We start from the raw sequence: 16,675 nt of genomic DNA on the forward strand, positions 1-16,675 counted from the left end.
CAAAGCGCGGCGCTTGCCGAACCCATCTTTCGTGAGTTCATTTTCATGTTCTTTGCCTCGGATAATTGGGCGGGTGCTCATCCCGCCATCAACGAACGCCTGTTGCGGGAATCCACCCGCTTCGCCGCCGCCTACGGCACGAGCGATCTGGACCGCGCCATCGAGCGCAGGTTCAACGAGATCTTCGAACGGGACGTGGCGGTGTTTTTCGTCGCGACCGGCACGGCGGCCAATTCGCTGGCGCTGGCAAGCCTTGCCAAGCCGGGCGGCGTGATCTTTGCCCATTCCGAAGCGCATGTGATCGAGGATGAATGCGGCGCGCCGGATTTCTTCAGCGGCATGCGGATCTGCCCGGTGGAAGGCCCGCGCGGCAAGATGGATCCGAAGCATCTGAAAAACCGCATCTCCCGCTATCCGCAGGACGCCATCCATCATGGCCGGGCCACGGCGGTGACGATGACGCAGGCGAGCGAAGTCGGCACGATCCACACGCTGGACGAGATCGAGACGCTTGCCGCCATCGCCAAGGAGGCGGGTCTGCCGCTGCACATGGACGGTGCCCGCTTTGCCAATGCGCTGGTCGAACTTGACGCCTCCCCTGCCGAAATGACGTGGAAACGCGGCGTCGACGTCCTCTCCTTCGGCGGCACCAAGAATGGCTGCTGGTGCGCGGAAGCCATCGTCTTCTTCGATCCGCAAATGGCGAAGGAACTCCCCTTCCTGCGCAAGCGCTCCGCCCAGCTCTTCTCCAAGTCGCGCTTCATAGCCGCCCAGTTCGAGGCCTATCTGCAGGACGATCTCTGGCTCGACCTGGCGCGTCACGCCAATGCCATGGCCAATCGGCTGCGGGCCGGGCTCGACGCCTCCAACAGCGCCCGCCAGGCCTGGCCGACCACGTCCAACGAGGTTTTCGCGGTCATTCCCAAGGCAACGGCCAAGGCTGCGGAAGACAAGGGCGCCAAATTCTATGACTGGCTGGAGCCGCATGACATGTCGGAACCGGTTGCGGATGGTGACATGCTGATCCGCCTCGTCACGAGCTTTGCCACCGAGCCGCAGGATGTCGACGCTTTCCTCGACGTGATCGCCGCCGGCTGAGGCGGCGATCCGCAACGGCAGGCGGCGCGCGGCGCGCACCGCCTCTTTCGCTATCCCTGCGGGGTGATGCGCTGGGCAATCAGGCTGGACAGGGCCTCCGTCAGCGCCGCATCGGCGCCGCGGCGCGACACCAGAACGAATTCCACATCCTCCAGCGCCGGGAGACGGCCGCCTGTCACTTCGCGCAGGCCCTCCGGCGCCATGCTGCGCGGCTGCACCAGAAGGCCGAGCCCCGCCCGCGCCGCCGCTGTCAAGCCGGCAAGGCTGCCGCAGGTACAGGTGATCCGCCAGGCCAGTTTGGCCCGGTCCAGCGTTTCCTGCGCCACCCGGCGGGTAATGGAGGGCGGCGGGAAGGCGATCAGCGGCACCGGCTGCTCCGGCTCCAGACGCAGGAGATCCGGATCGCGCGCCAGCCACACCAGCGGCTCGCGATACAGGAGGCGGCCGTGGGTCTCGCCGATATGCCGCTTGGCGAGGACCAGATCGAGATCGCCCACATCCTGCATCTGGTAGAGCGTCGCGCTGAGCGCCACCGTCAATTCCAGATCCACCAGCGGATAGAGGCGGGTGAAATCCTCCAGAATGGCCGTGAGCCGGTTGGCGACGACATCTTCCGACACACCCAGGCGCAACCGCCCCCGCAGCCGGCCTTCGCCGAACAGCGACATGACCCTGCCATTCATGTCCAGCATGGCCCGCGCATAGCCCAGAAGCGCCTCGCCCTCCGTCGTCAGCTTGACCCGATGCGTGGTGCGGTCGATCAGCTGCCGCCCGAGACTGCGCTCCAGACGCTGGATGTGATGGGTGACCGTGGACTGGCCGATCCCCAGCTGGTCCGCCGCCAGGGTAAAGCTGCCGGTCTCGTTGAGGCGCAGGAAGGTGGCAAGATGAGTGAGGTTCAACATTATCACGAAACTCGATAACTGTTAGTCTTTGCATTCTGCTTCATGATCAGGCAGGCGTAAAGCCACTCCTTCCCTTTGCCGTCGAGACCCTGTGATGCGCCGTTTCCTTCCCGACACTTTCACGCTGCTGCTGCTGGCCACCGTGGTGCTCGCCTCGCTATTGCCCGCCGACGGCGCCTTCGCGCTCTATTTCGGCTATCTGACCGACTGCGCCATCGCGCTCCTGTTCTTCCTGCACGGTGCGAGATTGTCGCGCGACGTGGTGATTGCCGGCGTGCTGCACTGGCGCCTGCATCTGACGATCCTGGCGGTGACCTATGCCATCTTTCCGCTGCTTGGTCTGGCGGGCGACCTGATCCCGGAGACGATCCTGAAGCCGGAACTCTATGCCGGCCTGCTTTTCCTCTGCGTCCTGCCCTCCACCGTCCAGTCCTCGATCGCCTTCACCTCGATTGCCGGCGGAAACGTGCCGGCGGCGATCTGCGCCGCCTCGGCCTCCAACCTCTTCGGCATGTTCCTGACGCCGCTGCTTGTCGGCCTGTTGATGACGACCAGCGGCACGGCCGGCTTTTCGCTGGATGCGCTGGAGACGATCCTGCTCCAGCTGCTCGCCCCCTTCGTGCTCGGCCAGATCCTGGAGCCCTGGATCGGCAAGTGGATCCGCTCGAAGAAGAAGCTGCTGACGCCGGTCGACCGCGGTTCGATCCTGATGGTCGTCTATCTCGCCTTTTCGGAATCGGTGAACGAAGGCCTGTGGCAGACCTTTTCGATCACCGATATCGGCGTCGTCATCGCGCTGGATATCCTGCTTCTGGCGATCGTGCTGACGATCACCATGGTCGGCAGCCGCCTTCTGGGCTTCAACAAGGAAGACGAGATCACCATCACCTTCTGCGGCTCGAAGAAAAGCCTGGCCTCCGGCGTGCCCATGGCGGGTGCGATCTTTGCCGGGCAGAGCATTGGCGCCATCGTGCTGCCGCTGATGCTGTTCCATCAGATCCAGCTGATGATCTGCGCGGTCATCGCCCAGAAATACGCAAAACGCCTGACCGTGGCGCAACCGGATACGGCGCCGGCCGTCGTGTGACCACCAGGGTCTCCACGAAAAAAGGCCCCTCCCGGCGGGGGAGAGGCCCAATCGAAAACTGGCATCAAGCCGGTCTAGCAGCGAGGGGTCAGTTGACCTTCTGCGGATCCGGCTGAGCCTCGATCGTCTTCGGCGTGCTGACGGCGTCGGCGGCAATCGAGATGCGGCGCGGCTTCAGCGTTTCGGGAATATTGCGCAGAAGATCGATATGCAGCAGACCGTTCTTCAGCGAGGCATCGCGCACCTCAACGTGATCGGCGAGCTGGAAGCGACGCTCGAAAGCGCGCTTGGCAATGCCGCGATACAGAAACTCGGTCTTGTCTGCGGTGTCGTCTTCCGACTTCTCGCCCTTGACGGTCAGCATATGGGCATGTGCCTCGATGCTGAGTTCGGTTTCATCGAAACCGGCGACCGCCATGGTGATGCGATAGGTGTTTTCGCCAGTGCGCTCGATATTGTAGGGCGGGTAGGTCTGGGCCTGCTCGGGCTGGCCGACACCGTCCAGCATGGAAAAGAGCCGGTCAAAGCCGACGGTCGAACGATAGAGCGGCGAAAAATCGATATGACGCATAGTGTCCTCCTGTGAAGCGACGTGTGCGGTTGTCATCTGCTGTTTGTCTTCCTGCGATCGAAAGCCGTTGCCCCTGAAAGTGGCGGCGCCGGCTGTCGTGCAACGGACCCTTTCGGCGTCCGTGGAGAAGAGATGGGAGCTGGCTCGCGCCGGTTCAAGACCTTTTTTTCACGATCCTGCAGCAGCGCCTGCGCGCTGCGTCTCCGGCTTCTTGAGGCCCTCTCCGGCAGTCTGGCATGAACCGCATATGAACCGCCGGTTCCGCCGCCATTCAGCCGGAGGGCGGCATTCTGCGCCGGTCGGTCGGGTCTGCCGCCGACGGCCGGAGCCCGTCCCTTCACTTCGGCCATTCTATGGCCGGCCTGGGCATTCGCCCAGCCGGCTTTTTTCTTTGACGCGAGACCGGTCAGCCCCTATCGCTTCGATCATTGAGGGAGCGCGGCGCAGCCATGGACGACATCCTTTTCTCGACACTCGATAATCCCGTGCCGGACAATCACACCGCGGGCTTCTTCGAGGGCGCCCAGAAGATGAAGCTGCGCTATGCGCTCTTCCGGTCGAAGATCTCGCCGGCGCGCGGCACCGTGGTGCTGCTGCAGGGCCGCAATGAATTCATCGAGAAGTACTACGAGACCATTCGCGATCTGAACGCCATGGGCCTCTGGGTGGCCACTTTCGATCTGCGCGGCCAGGGCGGCTCGCAGCGCCTGCTGAAGGATCCGCGCAAGGGCCATGTCCGGCGGTTCAGCGATTACGAGAGGGATCTCTCGCATTTCCTCGAACATGTCGTCCTGCCGGATGCGCGCCTGCCCTTTTTCCTGGTGGCGCATTCCACCGGCGCCCTGATCGCGCTTTCCGCCGCGCCCATGCTCTCCAATCGCATCGACCGCATGGCGCTTGCCGCGCCCTTTGTCGGTCTTGCGCATGAAAGCCTGTCGCAGGCGGGGGTCCTGCGGCTGTCCACCGTCCTGTCGCGCATCGGGCTTGGCGCAACCTCCATGGGCAAGGATCACAGCCAGCGCGCCTTTGCCGGCAATCCCCTGACATCGGATCGCGCCCGCTTCGACCGCAATGCCGCATTGATGACGGCAAGGCCGGACCTGACGATCGGCCCGCCCACGGCCCGCTGGCTCTATGAGACCCTGACGGCCGCCGAACGCGCGTCGCAACAGGCGCATCTCACCCGCGTCACCATTCCGACACTGATTCTCGCACCCATGCTGGACGGCGTGGTGCCCTATCTGGCGCAGGAAAGACTGTCGCGCAATTTCCGCGCCGGCCAGTTGATCACCCTCACCGGCGCCCGCCATGAATTGTTCCAGGAGCGCGATCTGTTTCGCGCCCAGGCGCTGGCGGCCATAGAGGCCTTCATGCCGGGCAGCGAACCCATGCCGGACGTGGCGGAAGGCGTGGCCTGACAGGCGTCACCCCTGAAGCAGCGCCCTCGCCTCGTCATAGACGGCGCGGCTGCCGGCGGCGATGATATTGCCGCCCTGCTCCGGCCGATCGCCGTCCCAGGTGGTGATGATGCCGCCGGCCTGCTCGATCAGCGGGATCAGCGCCCCCACATCATAGGGCTTCAGCCCGTTTTCGATGACCAGATCCACATGCCCCGCCGCCAGCATGGCATAGGCATAGCAATCGACTCCATAACGGAAGAGGCGCACCGTCTCCTCCACGGCGCGGTAACGCCTCAGCTCGTCGGGGGCAAAAATATGCGGCGATGTGGTGAAGAGGATGGCATCGGCCAACCGGCCGCAATCGCGCACATGGATCTGCCGCTCGCCATCCGGGCCGCGATACCAGGACCGGCTGCCATCGGCGAAAAAGCGCTCGCCGGTAAAGGGCTGATCCATCATGCCCATATGGCCGCGGCCGTTCTGGTAGAAGCCGATCAGCGTACCCCAGACGGGAATGCCCGCGATGAAGGCCCGCGTGCCGTCGATCGGATCGATCACCCAGACATGCTCGCGATCGAGCCCGAAACTTTCATGCTCTTCCCCCAGGAGACCGTGCGCGGGGAAGCGCGCCGAAACCAGATCGCGAATCGCCAGTTCGGCCGCCTGATCCGCCTCGGTCACCGGGTCGAAGCCGCCGGCAAGCTTGTTGGTGATCGACGTGCCGGTCCTGAACCGCGGCAGGGTCTGCTCCCGCGCGGCATCGGCAAGCTGGTCGAAGAAGGCGCGATCCGGCAACATGGGCACTCCATCTGGTTTGCGGCAGGCGATGCGTCAGCAATGTTCCTTCTAGCCGATTGGCCGCGATGGGCAAGATGGCGGCCCGCCGATCCTCTCCGGCGGCCATATCACGGCGCGCCGATCCTGCGCAGACGAGGCACTGCCTTCATATTAGTCAGGCGCAATTGTTGCTTGACATTTGTGCAGATCGGCTCTAGGGTCACATTACAGTCTTCTGACTGTAAATGCCCTCCTTGGGTGTTTCCTCCCTAGACTTAGCCGCGCCTCGAGCGCGGTTTTTTTTGCTCCCAATGCGCTTGCTTGTCCCGGCGGTAGCGCATCGGGTTGACGAAAAACGGGATCCACACCCCATGCTCTGAGGGAGAGGGAGATCATAGACGGGAAGACGCGGCTTCGCCGGAGAGGCGGCTCTACTCGGCCGCCAGCGCCAGGTCGAGGCTGATGTCGCCGGCGACATCCACCATCTTGCGCATGAAGGTTGTCAGCGCGGCGCCCACCAGCTCGAATTCCGGCTTCTTGTCGAGCGTCATCTCGTCCACATAGAGGGCGCGGTTGATTTCGATCTGCAGGGCGTGCAGACCGCGCACCGGGCGCCCGTAATGTTCGGTGATGAAGCCGCCGGCATAGGGCTTGTTACGCACGGCGTGGAAGCCCATGTCTTCCAGGATATGCAGGGCGGCGCGCGACAATTCGGCCGAGGCGCTGGTCCCATAGCGGTCGCCGATGATGAAATCCGGCCGAAGATCCGAACCGGACAGACGGATATTGCCGGGCATGGAATGGCAATCGATCAGCACCGCCATGCCGAAGCGGGCATGGGTGCGGGCGATCAGCCGCCGCAGGCAGGCATGATAGGGTTTGTAGATCGCCTCGATGCGCGCCAGCGCCTCCGAGACCGGCAGCCGGTGCCGGTAGATCTCCATGTTTTCCGCGACGATTCGCGGCACCGTGCCCAGCCCGCCGGCCACCCGCATGGAGCCGATATTGGCATAGGACGGCAAGGCGCTCTCGAACATGCGCGGATCGAGCTCATAGGGCTCGCGATTGACATCGAGATAGGCGCGGGGAAAATGCGCCGCCAGAAGCGGTGCGCCAAGCAGCGGCGCATCGGCGAAAAGTTCGTCGACAAAGTGGTCTTCCGATCGCCTGATGGCGAGTGCATCGAGCCTGGACGCCTGCAGAAAGGCCTGCGGATAGACGCGCCCGCTATGCGGCGAGTTGAAAACGAAGGGGATGGTCTGCGCAACAGGCTCCCGCACCTCGAAGGGGTCAAAATCGCCCGTCAACCAATCCATCCGGCCTTTACCATGTCGCAAACTCGTTGATTGTCCATGTTGCCAGTTGCAGGACGGGAAGTCCATACTATCTCCACCTCAACGAGCGATGCTGCGCGCCCGCCATTCACCGCTTTTTTACTGCGGAACGGCTAGTGTGAGAGCTTCCGGAACCACGAAAAGCCAAAAACGGTCCTGATGATGCAAAAAATCCTTCTCGCCGAAGATGACAATGATATGCGCCGCTTCCTGGTCAAGGCGCTGGAAAAGGCCGGTTACAAGGTGATTTCCTTCGACAACGGAGCAAGCGCCTATGACCGCCTGCGCGAGGAGCCCTTTTCCCTTCTGCTCACCGATATTGTGATGCCGGAAATGGACGGCATCGAACTGGCACGCCGCGCGACCGAACTCGATCCCGACCTGAAGGTGATGTTCATCACCGGATTTGCCGCCGTTGCGCTGAACGCTGATTCGAAAGCGCCGAAGGATGCCAAGGTTCTGTCCAAACCCTTCCACCTGCGTGACCTGGTCGACGAGGTAAACAAGCTCCTGGCAGCCTGATTCTCGGAAGGCTTTGAACGGGGCCAGGCCAGGACCCGATGGTCCAGGCTCGTTTTTGCGCGCTTTCGCCCCGGCATTCGTCCCGGCATTTGGGGCGCTTCGGGGCGGGCCGGATCGCGGCCCGCGAACCTTTCCCCGGCGACGTTAAAAAAAGCGTCACATGAGGAAAAAAAGCGGTTGACGGCTCGGCCGCTTTTATGGTCTATCCGCCGCCACGGAAGGGCGTGTAGCTCAGCGGGAGAGCACTACGTTGACATCGTAGGGGTCACAGGTTCAATCCCTGTCACGCCCACCATTCCACCTAAGACGACTGAGAAATCCGCTGCGGCGGATTTTTCCGTTTCAGGGGATCAGATCCTGGATACGGTCGGGAACGCGCCCGACGCCCCGGCGAAACCTCCGCCGGAACTGCCGGACCTCTCCACGAATCGCCTTCCGGGTGATGAATTTTTCCGCCCCTCTTCCTATCTGCATCGGCACGCAAGCGAAGCGCCACAAGTCTAGGGTCAAAACTCAGTCAGGATTTGGCGCGTGGTATGCGAGAAAATCGTTCAGTTTTAGGAGCGAAGCCGCAGGAAGGGCCAACCTCTTTCAAGGCTTTGCGACGACAAAATGGGCGATTTTCGCTATATCCCTGCGGGACGCGGCGGATTTTGCCTGCGAAAGCGTCGAAAAGGCTTTGTGGAGTTTCGCTCCACGGCAGCCTCTTCTCCTATTCGCAAACAAAATCCGCTCGCGCCACGCCCGAAACCTGATTGAGTTTTGACCCTAACGCTTGCAGTCAAGGATGCGCGGCAGCGCCGGAGGATGTGATGGGACTTTTTGATAGCCTGCTTGGCCATGGATCGAGCGTCGATCCCAATGATCTTTCCAAACGCCTGGACGGCGTGCTGATCGAGGGAGAGCAGCCGCAATTGGCCTTCCGGATCGTCCGGGACTTCTTCGTCTTCACCCAGCACCGGCTGATCCTTGTCGATATCCAGGGCCTCACCGGCAGCAAGGTCGATTACACCACCATTCCCTATCGGGCGATCACCTGCTTTTCCGTCGAGACGGCCGGCACATTCGATCTCGATTCCGAATTGAAGATCTGGATTTCCGGAAGCGCCACGCCACTCAGCCGGACGCTCGGCAAGGGCAGCGATGTGCGTGGCATCCAGCGCGCGCTCGCCACGGGCGTCTGCCGGTCATAGCCATTGCCGGTCATAGCCCTTGCCGGTCCGGGGGCCTGCGGGTCAAGGCGCTGATCGGCCGGGATGCTCTCGCGGCTGCTTGTGGAAAGACGGGTGGTCATGACGATATAGCGCCGGCGGCGTCCTTCGGCGGGCTTCTCCGGCATGGCGACTTGAAAGCCTGGAACAGGGGCCCATTTCCCCCTTGCGCGACCGGTCCAAGTCTGCTTCCAGACGTGGCATCGCAAATGCGCCAGGGGGACTTCCGGTCGGGCCCTTCAAGGAGCGGCCAGAGGTCTGGCAGCAGCATATGTTCGGATTGAGAATGCGTTCGGTTGAGACCCTCTCCCCAGTCCCGCTTTTCAAGGCAGCGCAGGCCCGCCTGAAGCTGGTGAAGAGAAAGGCCTTCGCCCGTGGCAGCGAGATCGGCCTCATTCTGTCGAGCATGGCCATCGGCGTGGCCGCCGGAGCCGCCGTCAGCGGCATGAGCTGGATCTCCCGCGCCATGCACAGCCTGATCTTCGGCATCGAAATGTCCGACTGGCTGAGCTCCTCGCAGATCGACAACAAGATGATCCTGCTGATGTCGCCCATTTGCGGCGGCATCCTTCTCGGCATCTTCCTCTATATCCTGGCACGCCGGCGCAGACGCCAGATCGTCGACCCGATCGAGGCGAATGCGCTGTATGGCGGCCGCATCTCCTTGACCGACAGCCTGATCGTGGCGGCGCAGAACCTGATCTCCAACGGTTTTGGCGCCTCCGTCGGTCTCGAGGCCGGCTATACGCAGCTGTCCGCCGGCATCGGCTCCAAGATAGGCACGAAGCTGAAGCTTCGCCGCGAGGACATGCGCATCCTCGTCGGCTGCGGCGCCGCAGGAGCCATTGCCGCAGCCTTCAACGCGCCCTTGACCGGCGCCTTCTATGCCTTCGAGCTGATTATCGGCACCTACAGCATGATTGCCCTGGCGCCGGTGGTGATCTCCGCCATCATCGCCACCTTCGTCGCCCGCGCCCTGTCGGGCAACAGCTTTATCATCGAAGTGGGCGAGATCGGCATCATCACGCCGGCGGATTACGTGCCCGCCATTCTGCTGGGGGCCATCTGCGCCGGAATCGGCATCGTGATCATGCAGGGCGTCGCTTCCATCGAGGAACTGGCCCGCAAGAGCTCCATCCCCCCTTATGTCCGCCCGGCGATCGGCGGCATCATCGTCGGCCTGCTCGGCATGGTGACGCCGCAGGTTCTCTCGGCCGGCCACGGCGCCCTGCATCTGAACCTCGACAGTGACGCGCCGGTGCAGATCCTGATCGGCATCTTCCTGCTGAAATCCGTTGCCTCGGCCGTTTCCATCGGCTCCGGTTTCCGCGGCGGCCTGTTCTTCGCCTCGCTGTTCATGGGCGCCCTGATCGGCAAGATCTTCGGCACGCCCGCCGACCTGATCACCACAGGCTCGCTGACCCCGACAGTGCTTGCCGTCGTCGGCATGAGCGCGCTGGCGGTCGCAATCATCGGCGGGCCGCTGACCATGACCTTCCTGGCGCTGGAAATCACCGCCGATTTTCCCATCACCGCGCTCGTGCTGGCTGCCGTGATCACCTCCTCCGTCGTGGTCCGCACGACCTTCGGCTATTCCTTCGCCACCTGGCGCTTCCACCTGCGCGGCGAGAGCATTCGCAGCGCTCATGATGTCGGCTGGATCCGCAATCTCACCGTCGACAAGCTGATGCGTGCCGATGTGAAATGCGCCAAGCTCGGCTCCACGCTCGAGGAATTCCGCGAGGCCTTTCCGCTGGGCTCGGCAAAGCGGGTGATCCTGCTGGACGACAATGAGCGCTATGCCGGCATCATCTCCCTCCCGGATGTCTATGCCGACGAGGAGGAGGCCAGCCGTCCACGCACCGAACTCGGCGATTTCATCAGCCATGACAACGATTTCCTGCTGCCGCAGATGAATGCGCGCCAGGCTGCGGCCATCTTCGACCAGAGCCATGCCGAAGCGCTCGCCGTGATCAACAACCTGATCGAGCGCAAGGTGATCGGCCAGTTGAGCGAGGCCCATACGCTTCGCCGCTATAGTGAGGAACTGGACCGCCAGCGGCGCGAGGCGCTGGGCGAAGTCGCCTGAGCCATTCCGATTCCCGTCCAGCCATCCGCCACGGCAAACACCCGACCCGTCCGCCGGACATAGAAAACGGCACCGGATTGCTCCGGTGCCGTCGTCGGTCAAATCGAATGTGCCGGATCAGGCTGCCGCGGAGGCAGCGAGCGGAACTTCGGCAATCGTTGCCAGAACCCGCGAAGCGATCGCATAGGGGTCCCCTTGCGAGTTCGGGCGGCGATCTTCGAGATAGCCGCGATAGCCGTTGTTGACGAAGGAATGCGGGACGCGGATCGAGGCGCCGCGATCGGCCACGCCGTAGGAGAACTTGTTCCACGGAGCCGTTTCGTGCTTGCCGGTCAGGCGCAGATGGTTGTCCGGACCGTAGACGTCGATATGCTCTTTCCAGTTCTTGGCAAAGGCCGCCATGAGGGCTTCGAAATACTCCTTGCCGCCCACTTCGCGCATATACTGCGTGGAGAAGTTGCAGTGCATGCCCGAACCGTTCCAGTCGGTGTCGCCGAGCGGCTTGCAATGGAATTCGACGTCGATGCCGTATTTTTCGCAGAGGCGCAGCAGCAGGTAGCGGGCGATCCAGATCTGGTCGGCGGCCTTCTTGGAGCCCTTGCCGAAGACCTGGAATTCCCACTGGCCCTTGGCCACTTCGGCATTGATGCCTTCGTGGTTGATGCCGGCTTCGAGGCAGAGATCAAGGTGCTCTTCAACGATTTCGCGGGCGATGGAGCCGACATTCTTGTAGCCGACGCCCGTGTAATACGGGCCCTGCGGCGCCGGATAGCCCTGCTCGGGGAAGCCGAGCGGACGGCCGTTTTCGTAGAAGAAATATTCCTGTTCGAAGCCGAACCAGGCGCCTTCATCGTCCAGAATGGTGGCGCGGCTGTTGGAGGCATGCGGCGTGACGCCATCCGGCATCATGACTTCGCACATCACCAGGACGCCGTTCGTGCGGGCCGGGTCGGGATAGACGGCAACCGGCTTGAGAACGCAATCCGAGCTATGACCTTCCGCCTGCATGGTCGACGACCCGTCGAAGCCCCAGAGCGGGAGCTGGTCCAGCGTCGGGAATTCTTCGAATTCCTTTACCTGGGTCTTGCCACGGAGGTTCGGCACCGGCTTGTAACCATCGAGCCAAATATACTCGAGCTTGTACTTTGTCATAGGTCTCTCTCGTTTCTACGCTGCGAGGTGTGAGCAGATCCCGGTCCGCCGCGCCCATCATGGCGCCGCCACCGGAACTGCAAAGGCAGATGCATAATGCGTGCCAGTTCGAGCGCCGCGCGGGCAAAAGCTGAAAAAGTCGCGGTTTTGTGACCCTGGAGCCTCCATGGTCAGGCTTTGGCCGCTTTCCGGCACCGGTTGTGGAACGCCGCCAGCGCCAGACCGTTTGCCTCTGAAGCGAAGACCCATGTTCGGGCGATGGCGTAGAGACACACCCACCGAATGATCTTGCAAGAAGTCTAGAAAATGTGCATATTGCACAGGAAGACAGCAGACGGTTCGATGCAAAGGAATGCATCAAGCCTAAATTTTATGCAGAAATGATCCGGATTGGACGAATGAACGAAGGATAAGGCCATGAACGCATCCCATGAGAGACCGACCGCAACCATCATACCATTTCCCGCAGGCGGGCTTCGCCAGCGTCGGGCTGTGGCGGATCAGCGGGGCTCGACGGTGGACGTTCAGCCTGCGCGCTACAGCGACCTGGCCTTCGGCGGCGCCTGGTATCACGATGAGGCCATCCGCGAGAAAAATGATTCGCCGGCCAAGCTCAGCTGAGCGCACTGCACAATATCTAGGCAAAATCGATGAAATCTTGGGCGATAGCCTGTCTGGTAAGCATTGCCGGGCAGGCTTTGTCTTAACAGGCCGCCAACCGGCCTGAAGAACGCCCGCCTTTGCGGCATCAGCGGCAAATCTGGGCATTGGCGGTCTCACCAGCCACTGCCGCGGCCGCGGCTCCAGGCTTGCCGGCGAAACCACGCTATGTCACGCGCCCGCCTTGCGCGATCCAGCCCCGTCGCAGATGCGCCACGGCGCGCTCCACGATTGTCTTACCCACCCTGTTCCTTCGCAGTTTCAGAGGCTTGGCGCGGCTATGGCGCCAGTCTGGAGAAAGGCTGATGCGGCCTGGCAGGGCTGGCGCCGCAGTGCCTCGCCTCCGCCGCCAGCCGGCTTTAACCGCCGGCCTGCAAACAATCTTGCTTTATTGCCCCGCATTGCACAAACTCGACCCCTTCTTTCAGGCGCAGCGCCGTACAAACGGTCCATCAAGGGCTTTCAAGGGGTTCTATGTCGATCAAGGCCAGCATCTATCATCTGACGCATTACACCTATGACCGCCCCGTCCGGCTCGGACCCCAGATCATCCGCCTCAAACCGGCAGCGCATTCCAGGACGAGGGTCCTCAGCCACTCCCTGAAAGTTTCGCCCAGCCAGCATTTCGTCAACCTGCAGCAGGATCCCTACGGCAATTACCTTGCCCGCTACGTCTTTCCCGAGCCGGTGACCGAGCTGAAGATCGAGGTGGACCTCGTCGCCGACATGACGGTCTACAACCCGTTCGATTTCTTCGTCGAGGAAGAGGCGACCTTCTGGCCCTTCGCCTATCCGGACATTCTGGCCGACGATCTCTCCATCTATCGCCGACCGGAGCCGCCTGGCCCCCTGCTGACCGATTTCCTGGCGACGATCGAGCGGGAGCCGCAGCCGACGGTCGATATGGTGGTTGGCCTGAACGCCCGCCTTCAGCGCGAGATCGGCTATGTGATCCGCATGGAGCCTGGCGTGCAGACGCCGGAGGAGACGCTGAAGAGCGCCCGTGGCTCCTGCCGCGATACCAGCTGGCTGCTGGTGCAGATCCTGCGCCATCTGGGCTTTGCCGCCCGCTTCGTCTCCGGCTACCTGATCCAGCTGACGCCGGACCTCAAGGCGCTCGACGGCCCCTCGGGCACCGCGGTCGATTTCACCGACCTGCATGCCTGGGCGGAAGTCTATCTGCCGGGCGCTGGCTGGGTCGGCCTGGATCCGACGTCGGGGCTCCTGACCGGCGAAAGCCATATTCCTTTGGCTGCGACCCCGCATTACCGCAATGCCGCGCCCATCTCCGGCGGCTATTTCGGCGAGGCAAAGACCGATTTCGATTTTGCCATGACGGTGACCCGCGTGGCGGAGCATCCGCGCATCACCAAGCCATTCTCCGACGAAAGCTGGGACGCCCTGAACGCGCTCGGGCAAAGGGTGGACGATGTCTTGAGCGCGAACGACGTCCGGTTGACCATGGGCGGCGAGCCGACCTTCGTTTCGATCGACGACTTCCAATCCGAGGAGTGGAACACCGCAGCCGTCGGCCCGACCAAGCGCGATCGCGCCGATGTGCTGATCCGCAAGCTGCGTCAACGTTTCGCGCCCGGCGGCTTTCTGCATTACGGCCAGGGCAAGTGGTACCCCGGCGAAAGCCTGCCGCGCTGGACCTTCTCGCTCTACTGGCGCAAGGACGGCCTGCCGATCTGGTCCGATCCGGATCTGATCGCCGCCGAAAGCGGCAGCCATTCCGTCCCGCTTCCTGCCATCGACCATACCGATGCCGCTCGGCTGCTGCAGGCCATCGCCGTCGAGCTGGATCTCTCGCCCGACAATGTCGCGCCCGCCTATGAAGATCCCGCCGAGTGGATCATCAAGGAAGCCAACCTGCCGGAAAATGTCGATCCGTCCAATTCCAAGCTGAAGGATCCGGAGGAGCGTACCCGCATTGCCAAGGTCTTTTCGCAGGGGCTGACGACACCGGCCGGCTATGTTCTGCCGGTCCAGGCCTGGCAGAGCCGCGCCTCCGGCCGCAGCTGGGTCAGCGAGACCTGGCGCACGCGCCGCGGCCGGCTCTATCTCATCCCCGGCGATAGTCCCGTCGGCTTCCGGCTGCCGCTGAACGCCCTGCCCTATGTGCCGCCCTCCCGCTATCCCTATATCAACCCGGTCGATCCCACCGTCGAGCGGCCGCCGCTTCCCGATTTCTCGGCCGAGACCGTCCGCCTGATGCCGGAGCATTCGCTGCGGCCAGACATCGCCCAGCAGACCCAGATGGGACAGTCCTACGAGGAGATCGGCGGGCGGGTGCGCACCGCCATTTCCGTCGAGGTCAGGGATGGGCGGCTGTGCATTTTCATGCCGCCGACGGCAGCGCTCGAGGATTACCTCGATCTCGTTGCCTCTTCCGAGCGGGCTGCACGGGCAATCGGCCTGCCGGTCCATATCGAAGGCTATACGCCGCCGCAGGATGAGCGGCTGAACGTCATTCGCGTCGCGCCCGATCCCGGCGTGATCGAGGTGAACATCCACCCGGCCGCCAATTGGCAGGACTGCGTCGACATTACCTCGGCGATCTACGAGGAAGCGCGGCAGAGCCGGCTGGGCGCCGACAAGTTCATGATCGATGGCCGCCATACCGGAACCGGCGGCGGCAATCACGTGGTGGTCGGCGGCGCCAATCCGAACGAGAGCCCCTTTCTGCGCCGCCCCGATCTCTTGAAGAGCGTGGTTCTGCACTGGCAGCGCCACCCGTCCCTCTCCTATCTGTTTTCGGGCCTGTTCATCGGCCCGACAAGCCAGGCGCCGCGCATCGACGAAGCGCGCCATGACAGTCTCTACGAATTGGAGATCGCCCTTTCCCAGGTCCCGGCGCCGGCAGAGGGTGCAGCTCCCCTGCCCTGGCTCGTCGACCGCCTGTTCCGCAATCTCCTGACGGATGTCACCGGCAATACGCATCGCTCGGAAATCTGCATCGACAAGCTGTTCTCGCCCGATGGTCCGACCGGACGGCTGGGCCTCATCGAGTTTCGCGGCTTTGAAATGCCGCCCAATGCCCGCATGTCGCTGGCGCAACAGCTTCTGGTGCGGGCGCTGATCGCGCGGTTCTGGACACATCCGCTGTCTGGCTCTTTCGTGCGCTGGGGCACGGCGCTGGCGGACCGCTTCATGCTGGCGCATTACGTCTGGCAGGATTTCCTGGACGTGCTGGCGGATCTGCGCCAGCACGGCTTCGATTTCCGGCCCGAATGGTTCGCCGCCCAGCTGGAGTTCCGTTTTCCGTTTTTCGGCGAGGTCGAATATGGCGGCGCAAGGCTCGAACTGCGCCAGGCGCTGGAGCCCTGGCACGTGATGGGCGAGCAGGGCGCAATCGGCGGCACGGTCCGCTACGTCGATTCCTCGGTCGAGCGTCTGCAGGTCCGGCTGGAGACCGACAATCCCGATCGCTACCGCGTCGCCTGCAATGGCCGCGCCGTGCCCCTGGCCAGGACCGATGTGCAAGGGGTGGCGGTGGCCGGCGTGCGTTTCAAGGCCTGGCAGCCGGCTTCGGGACTTCATCCGGTCCTGCCGGTCAACGCACCGCTGACCTTCGACATCTACGATACCTGGTCGCAGCGCTCGGTCGGCGGCTGCGTCTATCACGTGGCGCATCCGGGCGGGCGCAATTACGAGACTTTCCCCGTCAATGGCAATGAAGCGGAGGCCCGCAGGCTTGCGCGTTTCGAACCTTGGGGGCATACGGCTGGCCAGTATGTCTTAATGCCGGAACGGGTGTCGCCGGAATTTCCTCTGACACTCGACCTGCGCCGGCCGATAGGAGTCTGATGTGGCCATAGAACCGGCCAGCCGTCCGGCCAGCGGTGCGGCCAGAAGTGCGACACGGC

The 16,675-nt window shown here is 63.1% G+C and carries 13 protein-coding genes and 1 tRNA gene; 9 read left to right on the plus strand and 5 right to left on the minus strand.

Annotated elements, in window-relative coordinates:
- The first annotated feature begins 45 nt into the window (after window positions 1-45).
- Entirely contained in the window at window positions 46-1,098 is a 1,053-nt protein-coding gene (locus QTJ18_RS18130) for a threonine aldolase family protein (RefSeq protein WP_252752638.1), read from the plus strand.
- A 50-nt stretch (window positions 1,099-1,148) separates the two neighbouring features.
- On the opposite strand, the gene QTJ18_RS18135 is transcribed toward QTJ18_RS18130, so the two are convergent.
- Complete coding sequence (locus QTJ18_RS18135; protein WP_252752637.1) at window positions 1,149-2,003, minus strand: LysR family transcriptional regulator; 855 nt, start codon at window positions 2,001-2,003, stop codon at window positions 1,149-1,151.
- Window positions 2,004-2,097: 94 nt separating this feature from the next.
- Between QTJ18_RS18135 and QTJ18_RS18140 the strand changes: the two genes are divergently transcribed.
- Window positions 2,098-3,090 (plus strand): bile acid:sodium symporter family protein, encoded by a 993-nt coding sequence (locus QTJ18_RS18140; protein WP_252752636.1) that lies wholly within the window; start codon window positions 2,098-2,100, stop codon window positions 3,088-3,090.
- 88 nt (window positions 3,091-3,178) lie between these two features.
- Here QTJ18_RS18140 and QTJ18_RS18145 read toward each other — a convergent pair whose 3' ends face one another.
- A complete protein-coding gene (locus QTJ18_RS18145; protein ID WP_252752635.1) occupies window positions 3,179-3,661 on the minus strand; it encodes an Hsp20 family protein in 483 nt (160 codons plus the stop codon).
- Between the two features lie 449 nt (window positions 3,662-4,110).
- On the opposite strand from QTJ18_RS18145, the gene QTJ18_RS18150 reads away from it, so the two are divergent.
- The gene (locus QTJ18_RS18150; protein ID WP_252752634.1) at window positions 4,111-5,079 is read left to right on the plus strand and encodes an alpha/beta fold hydrolase; all 969 of its coding nucleotides are present in this window, start codon (window positions 4,111-4,113) and stop codon (window positions 5,077-5,079) included.
- A gap of 6 nt (window positions 5,080-5,085) precedes the next feature.
- Here the strand turns inward: QTJ18_RS18150 and hisN are convergent, their stop codons facing one another.
- Together hisN and QTJ18_RS18160 are read right to left on the minus strand one after the other, a co-directional pair.
- A complete protein-coding gene (gene hisN, locus QTJ18_RS18155) occupies window positions 5,086-5,859 on the minus strand; it encodes a histidinol-phosphatase (RefSeq protein WP_252752633.1) in 774 nt (257 codons plus the stop codon).
- A gap of 410 nt (window positions 5,860-6,269) precedes the next feature.
- Window positions 6,270-7,154, minus strand: a complete 885-nt coding sequence (locus QTJ18_RS18160; protein WP_252752632.1) for an N-formylglutamate amidohydrolase — start codon at window positions 7,152-7,154, stop codon at window positions 6,270-6,272.
- A gap of 177 nt (window positions 7,155-7,331) precedes the next feature.
- Between QTJ18_RS18160 and cpdR1 the strand changes: the two genes are divergently transcribed.
- The 4 genes from cpdR1 to QTJ18_RS18180 all read left to right on the plus strand — a co-directional run bounded on the left by cpdR1 (window position 7,332) and on the right by QTJ18_RS18180 (window position 10,994).
- Window positions 7,332-7,694 carry a response regulator CpdR1 gene (cpdR1, locus tag QTJ18_RS18165; protein WP_252752631.1) on the plus strand — a complete coding sequence of 121 codons (363 nt, stop codon included), beginning with the start codon at window positions 7,332-7,334 and terminating at the stop codon, window positions 7,692-7,694.
- Window positions 7,695-7,914: 220 nt separating this feature from the next.
- Window positions 7,915-7,989: transfer RNA gene (locus QTJ18_RS18170), tRNA-Val, on the plus strand.
- Window positions 7,990-8,506: 517 nt separating this feature from the next.
- The gene (locus tag QTJ18_RS18175; RefSeq protein WP_252752630.1) at window positions 8,507-8,887 is read left to right on the plus strand and encodes a PH domain-containing protein; all 381 of its coding nucleotides are present in this window, start codon (window positions 8,507-8,509) and stop codon (window positions 8,885-8,887) included.
- A gap of 304 nt (window positions 8,888-9,191) precedes the next feature.
- Window positions 9,192-10,994: a chloride channel protein gene (locus QTJ18_RS18180; RefSeq protein ID WP_252752629.1), complete on the plus strand. Its 1,803-nt coding sequence runs from the start codon at window positions 9,192-9,194 to the stop codon at window positions 10,992-10,994.
- Window positions 10,995-11,111: 117 nt separating this feature from the next.
- On the opposite strand, the gene QTJ18_RS18185 is transcribed toward QTJ18_RS18180, so the two are convergent.
- Window positions 11,112-12,146, minus strand: a complete 1,035-nt coding sequence (locus QTJ18_RS18185) for a glutamine synthetase beta-grasp domain-containing protein (protein ID WP_252752628.1) — start codon at window positions 12,144-12,146, stop codon at window positions 11,112-11,114.
- A gap of 417 nt (window positions 12,147-12,563) precedes the next feature.
- On the opposite strand from QTJ18_RS18185, the gene QTJ18_RS18190 reads away from it, so the two are divergent.
- Both QTJ18_RS18190 and QTJ18_RS18195 read left to right on the plus strand, forming a co-directional pair.
- On the plus strand, window positions 12,564-12,767 hold the full coding sequence (locus tag QTJ18_RS18190) for a DUF2735 domain-containing protein (RefSeq protein WP_252752627.1): 204 nt from the start codon (window positions 12,564-12,566) through the stop codon (window positions 12,765-12,767).
- Window positions 12,768-13,280: 513 nt separating this feature from the next.
- Window positions 13,281-16,616 carry a transglutaminase family protein gene (locus QTJ18_RS18195; RefSeq protein WP_252752626.1) on the plus strand — a complete coding sequence of 1,112 codons (3,336 nt, stop codon included), beginning with the start codon at window positions 13,281-13,283 and terminating at the stop codon, window positions 16,614-16,616.
- Window positions 16,617-16,675: the final 59 nt, after the last annotated feature.

The organism is Rhizobium sp. SSA_523, from assembly GCF_030435705.1.
Taxonomy (GTDB): domain Bacteria; phylum Pseudomonadota; class Alphaproteobacteria; order Rhizobiales; family Rhizobiaceae; genus Neorhizobium.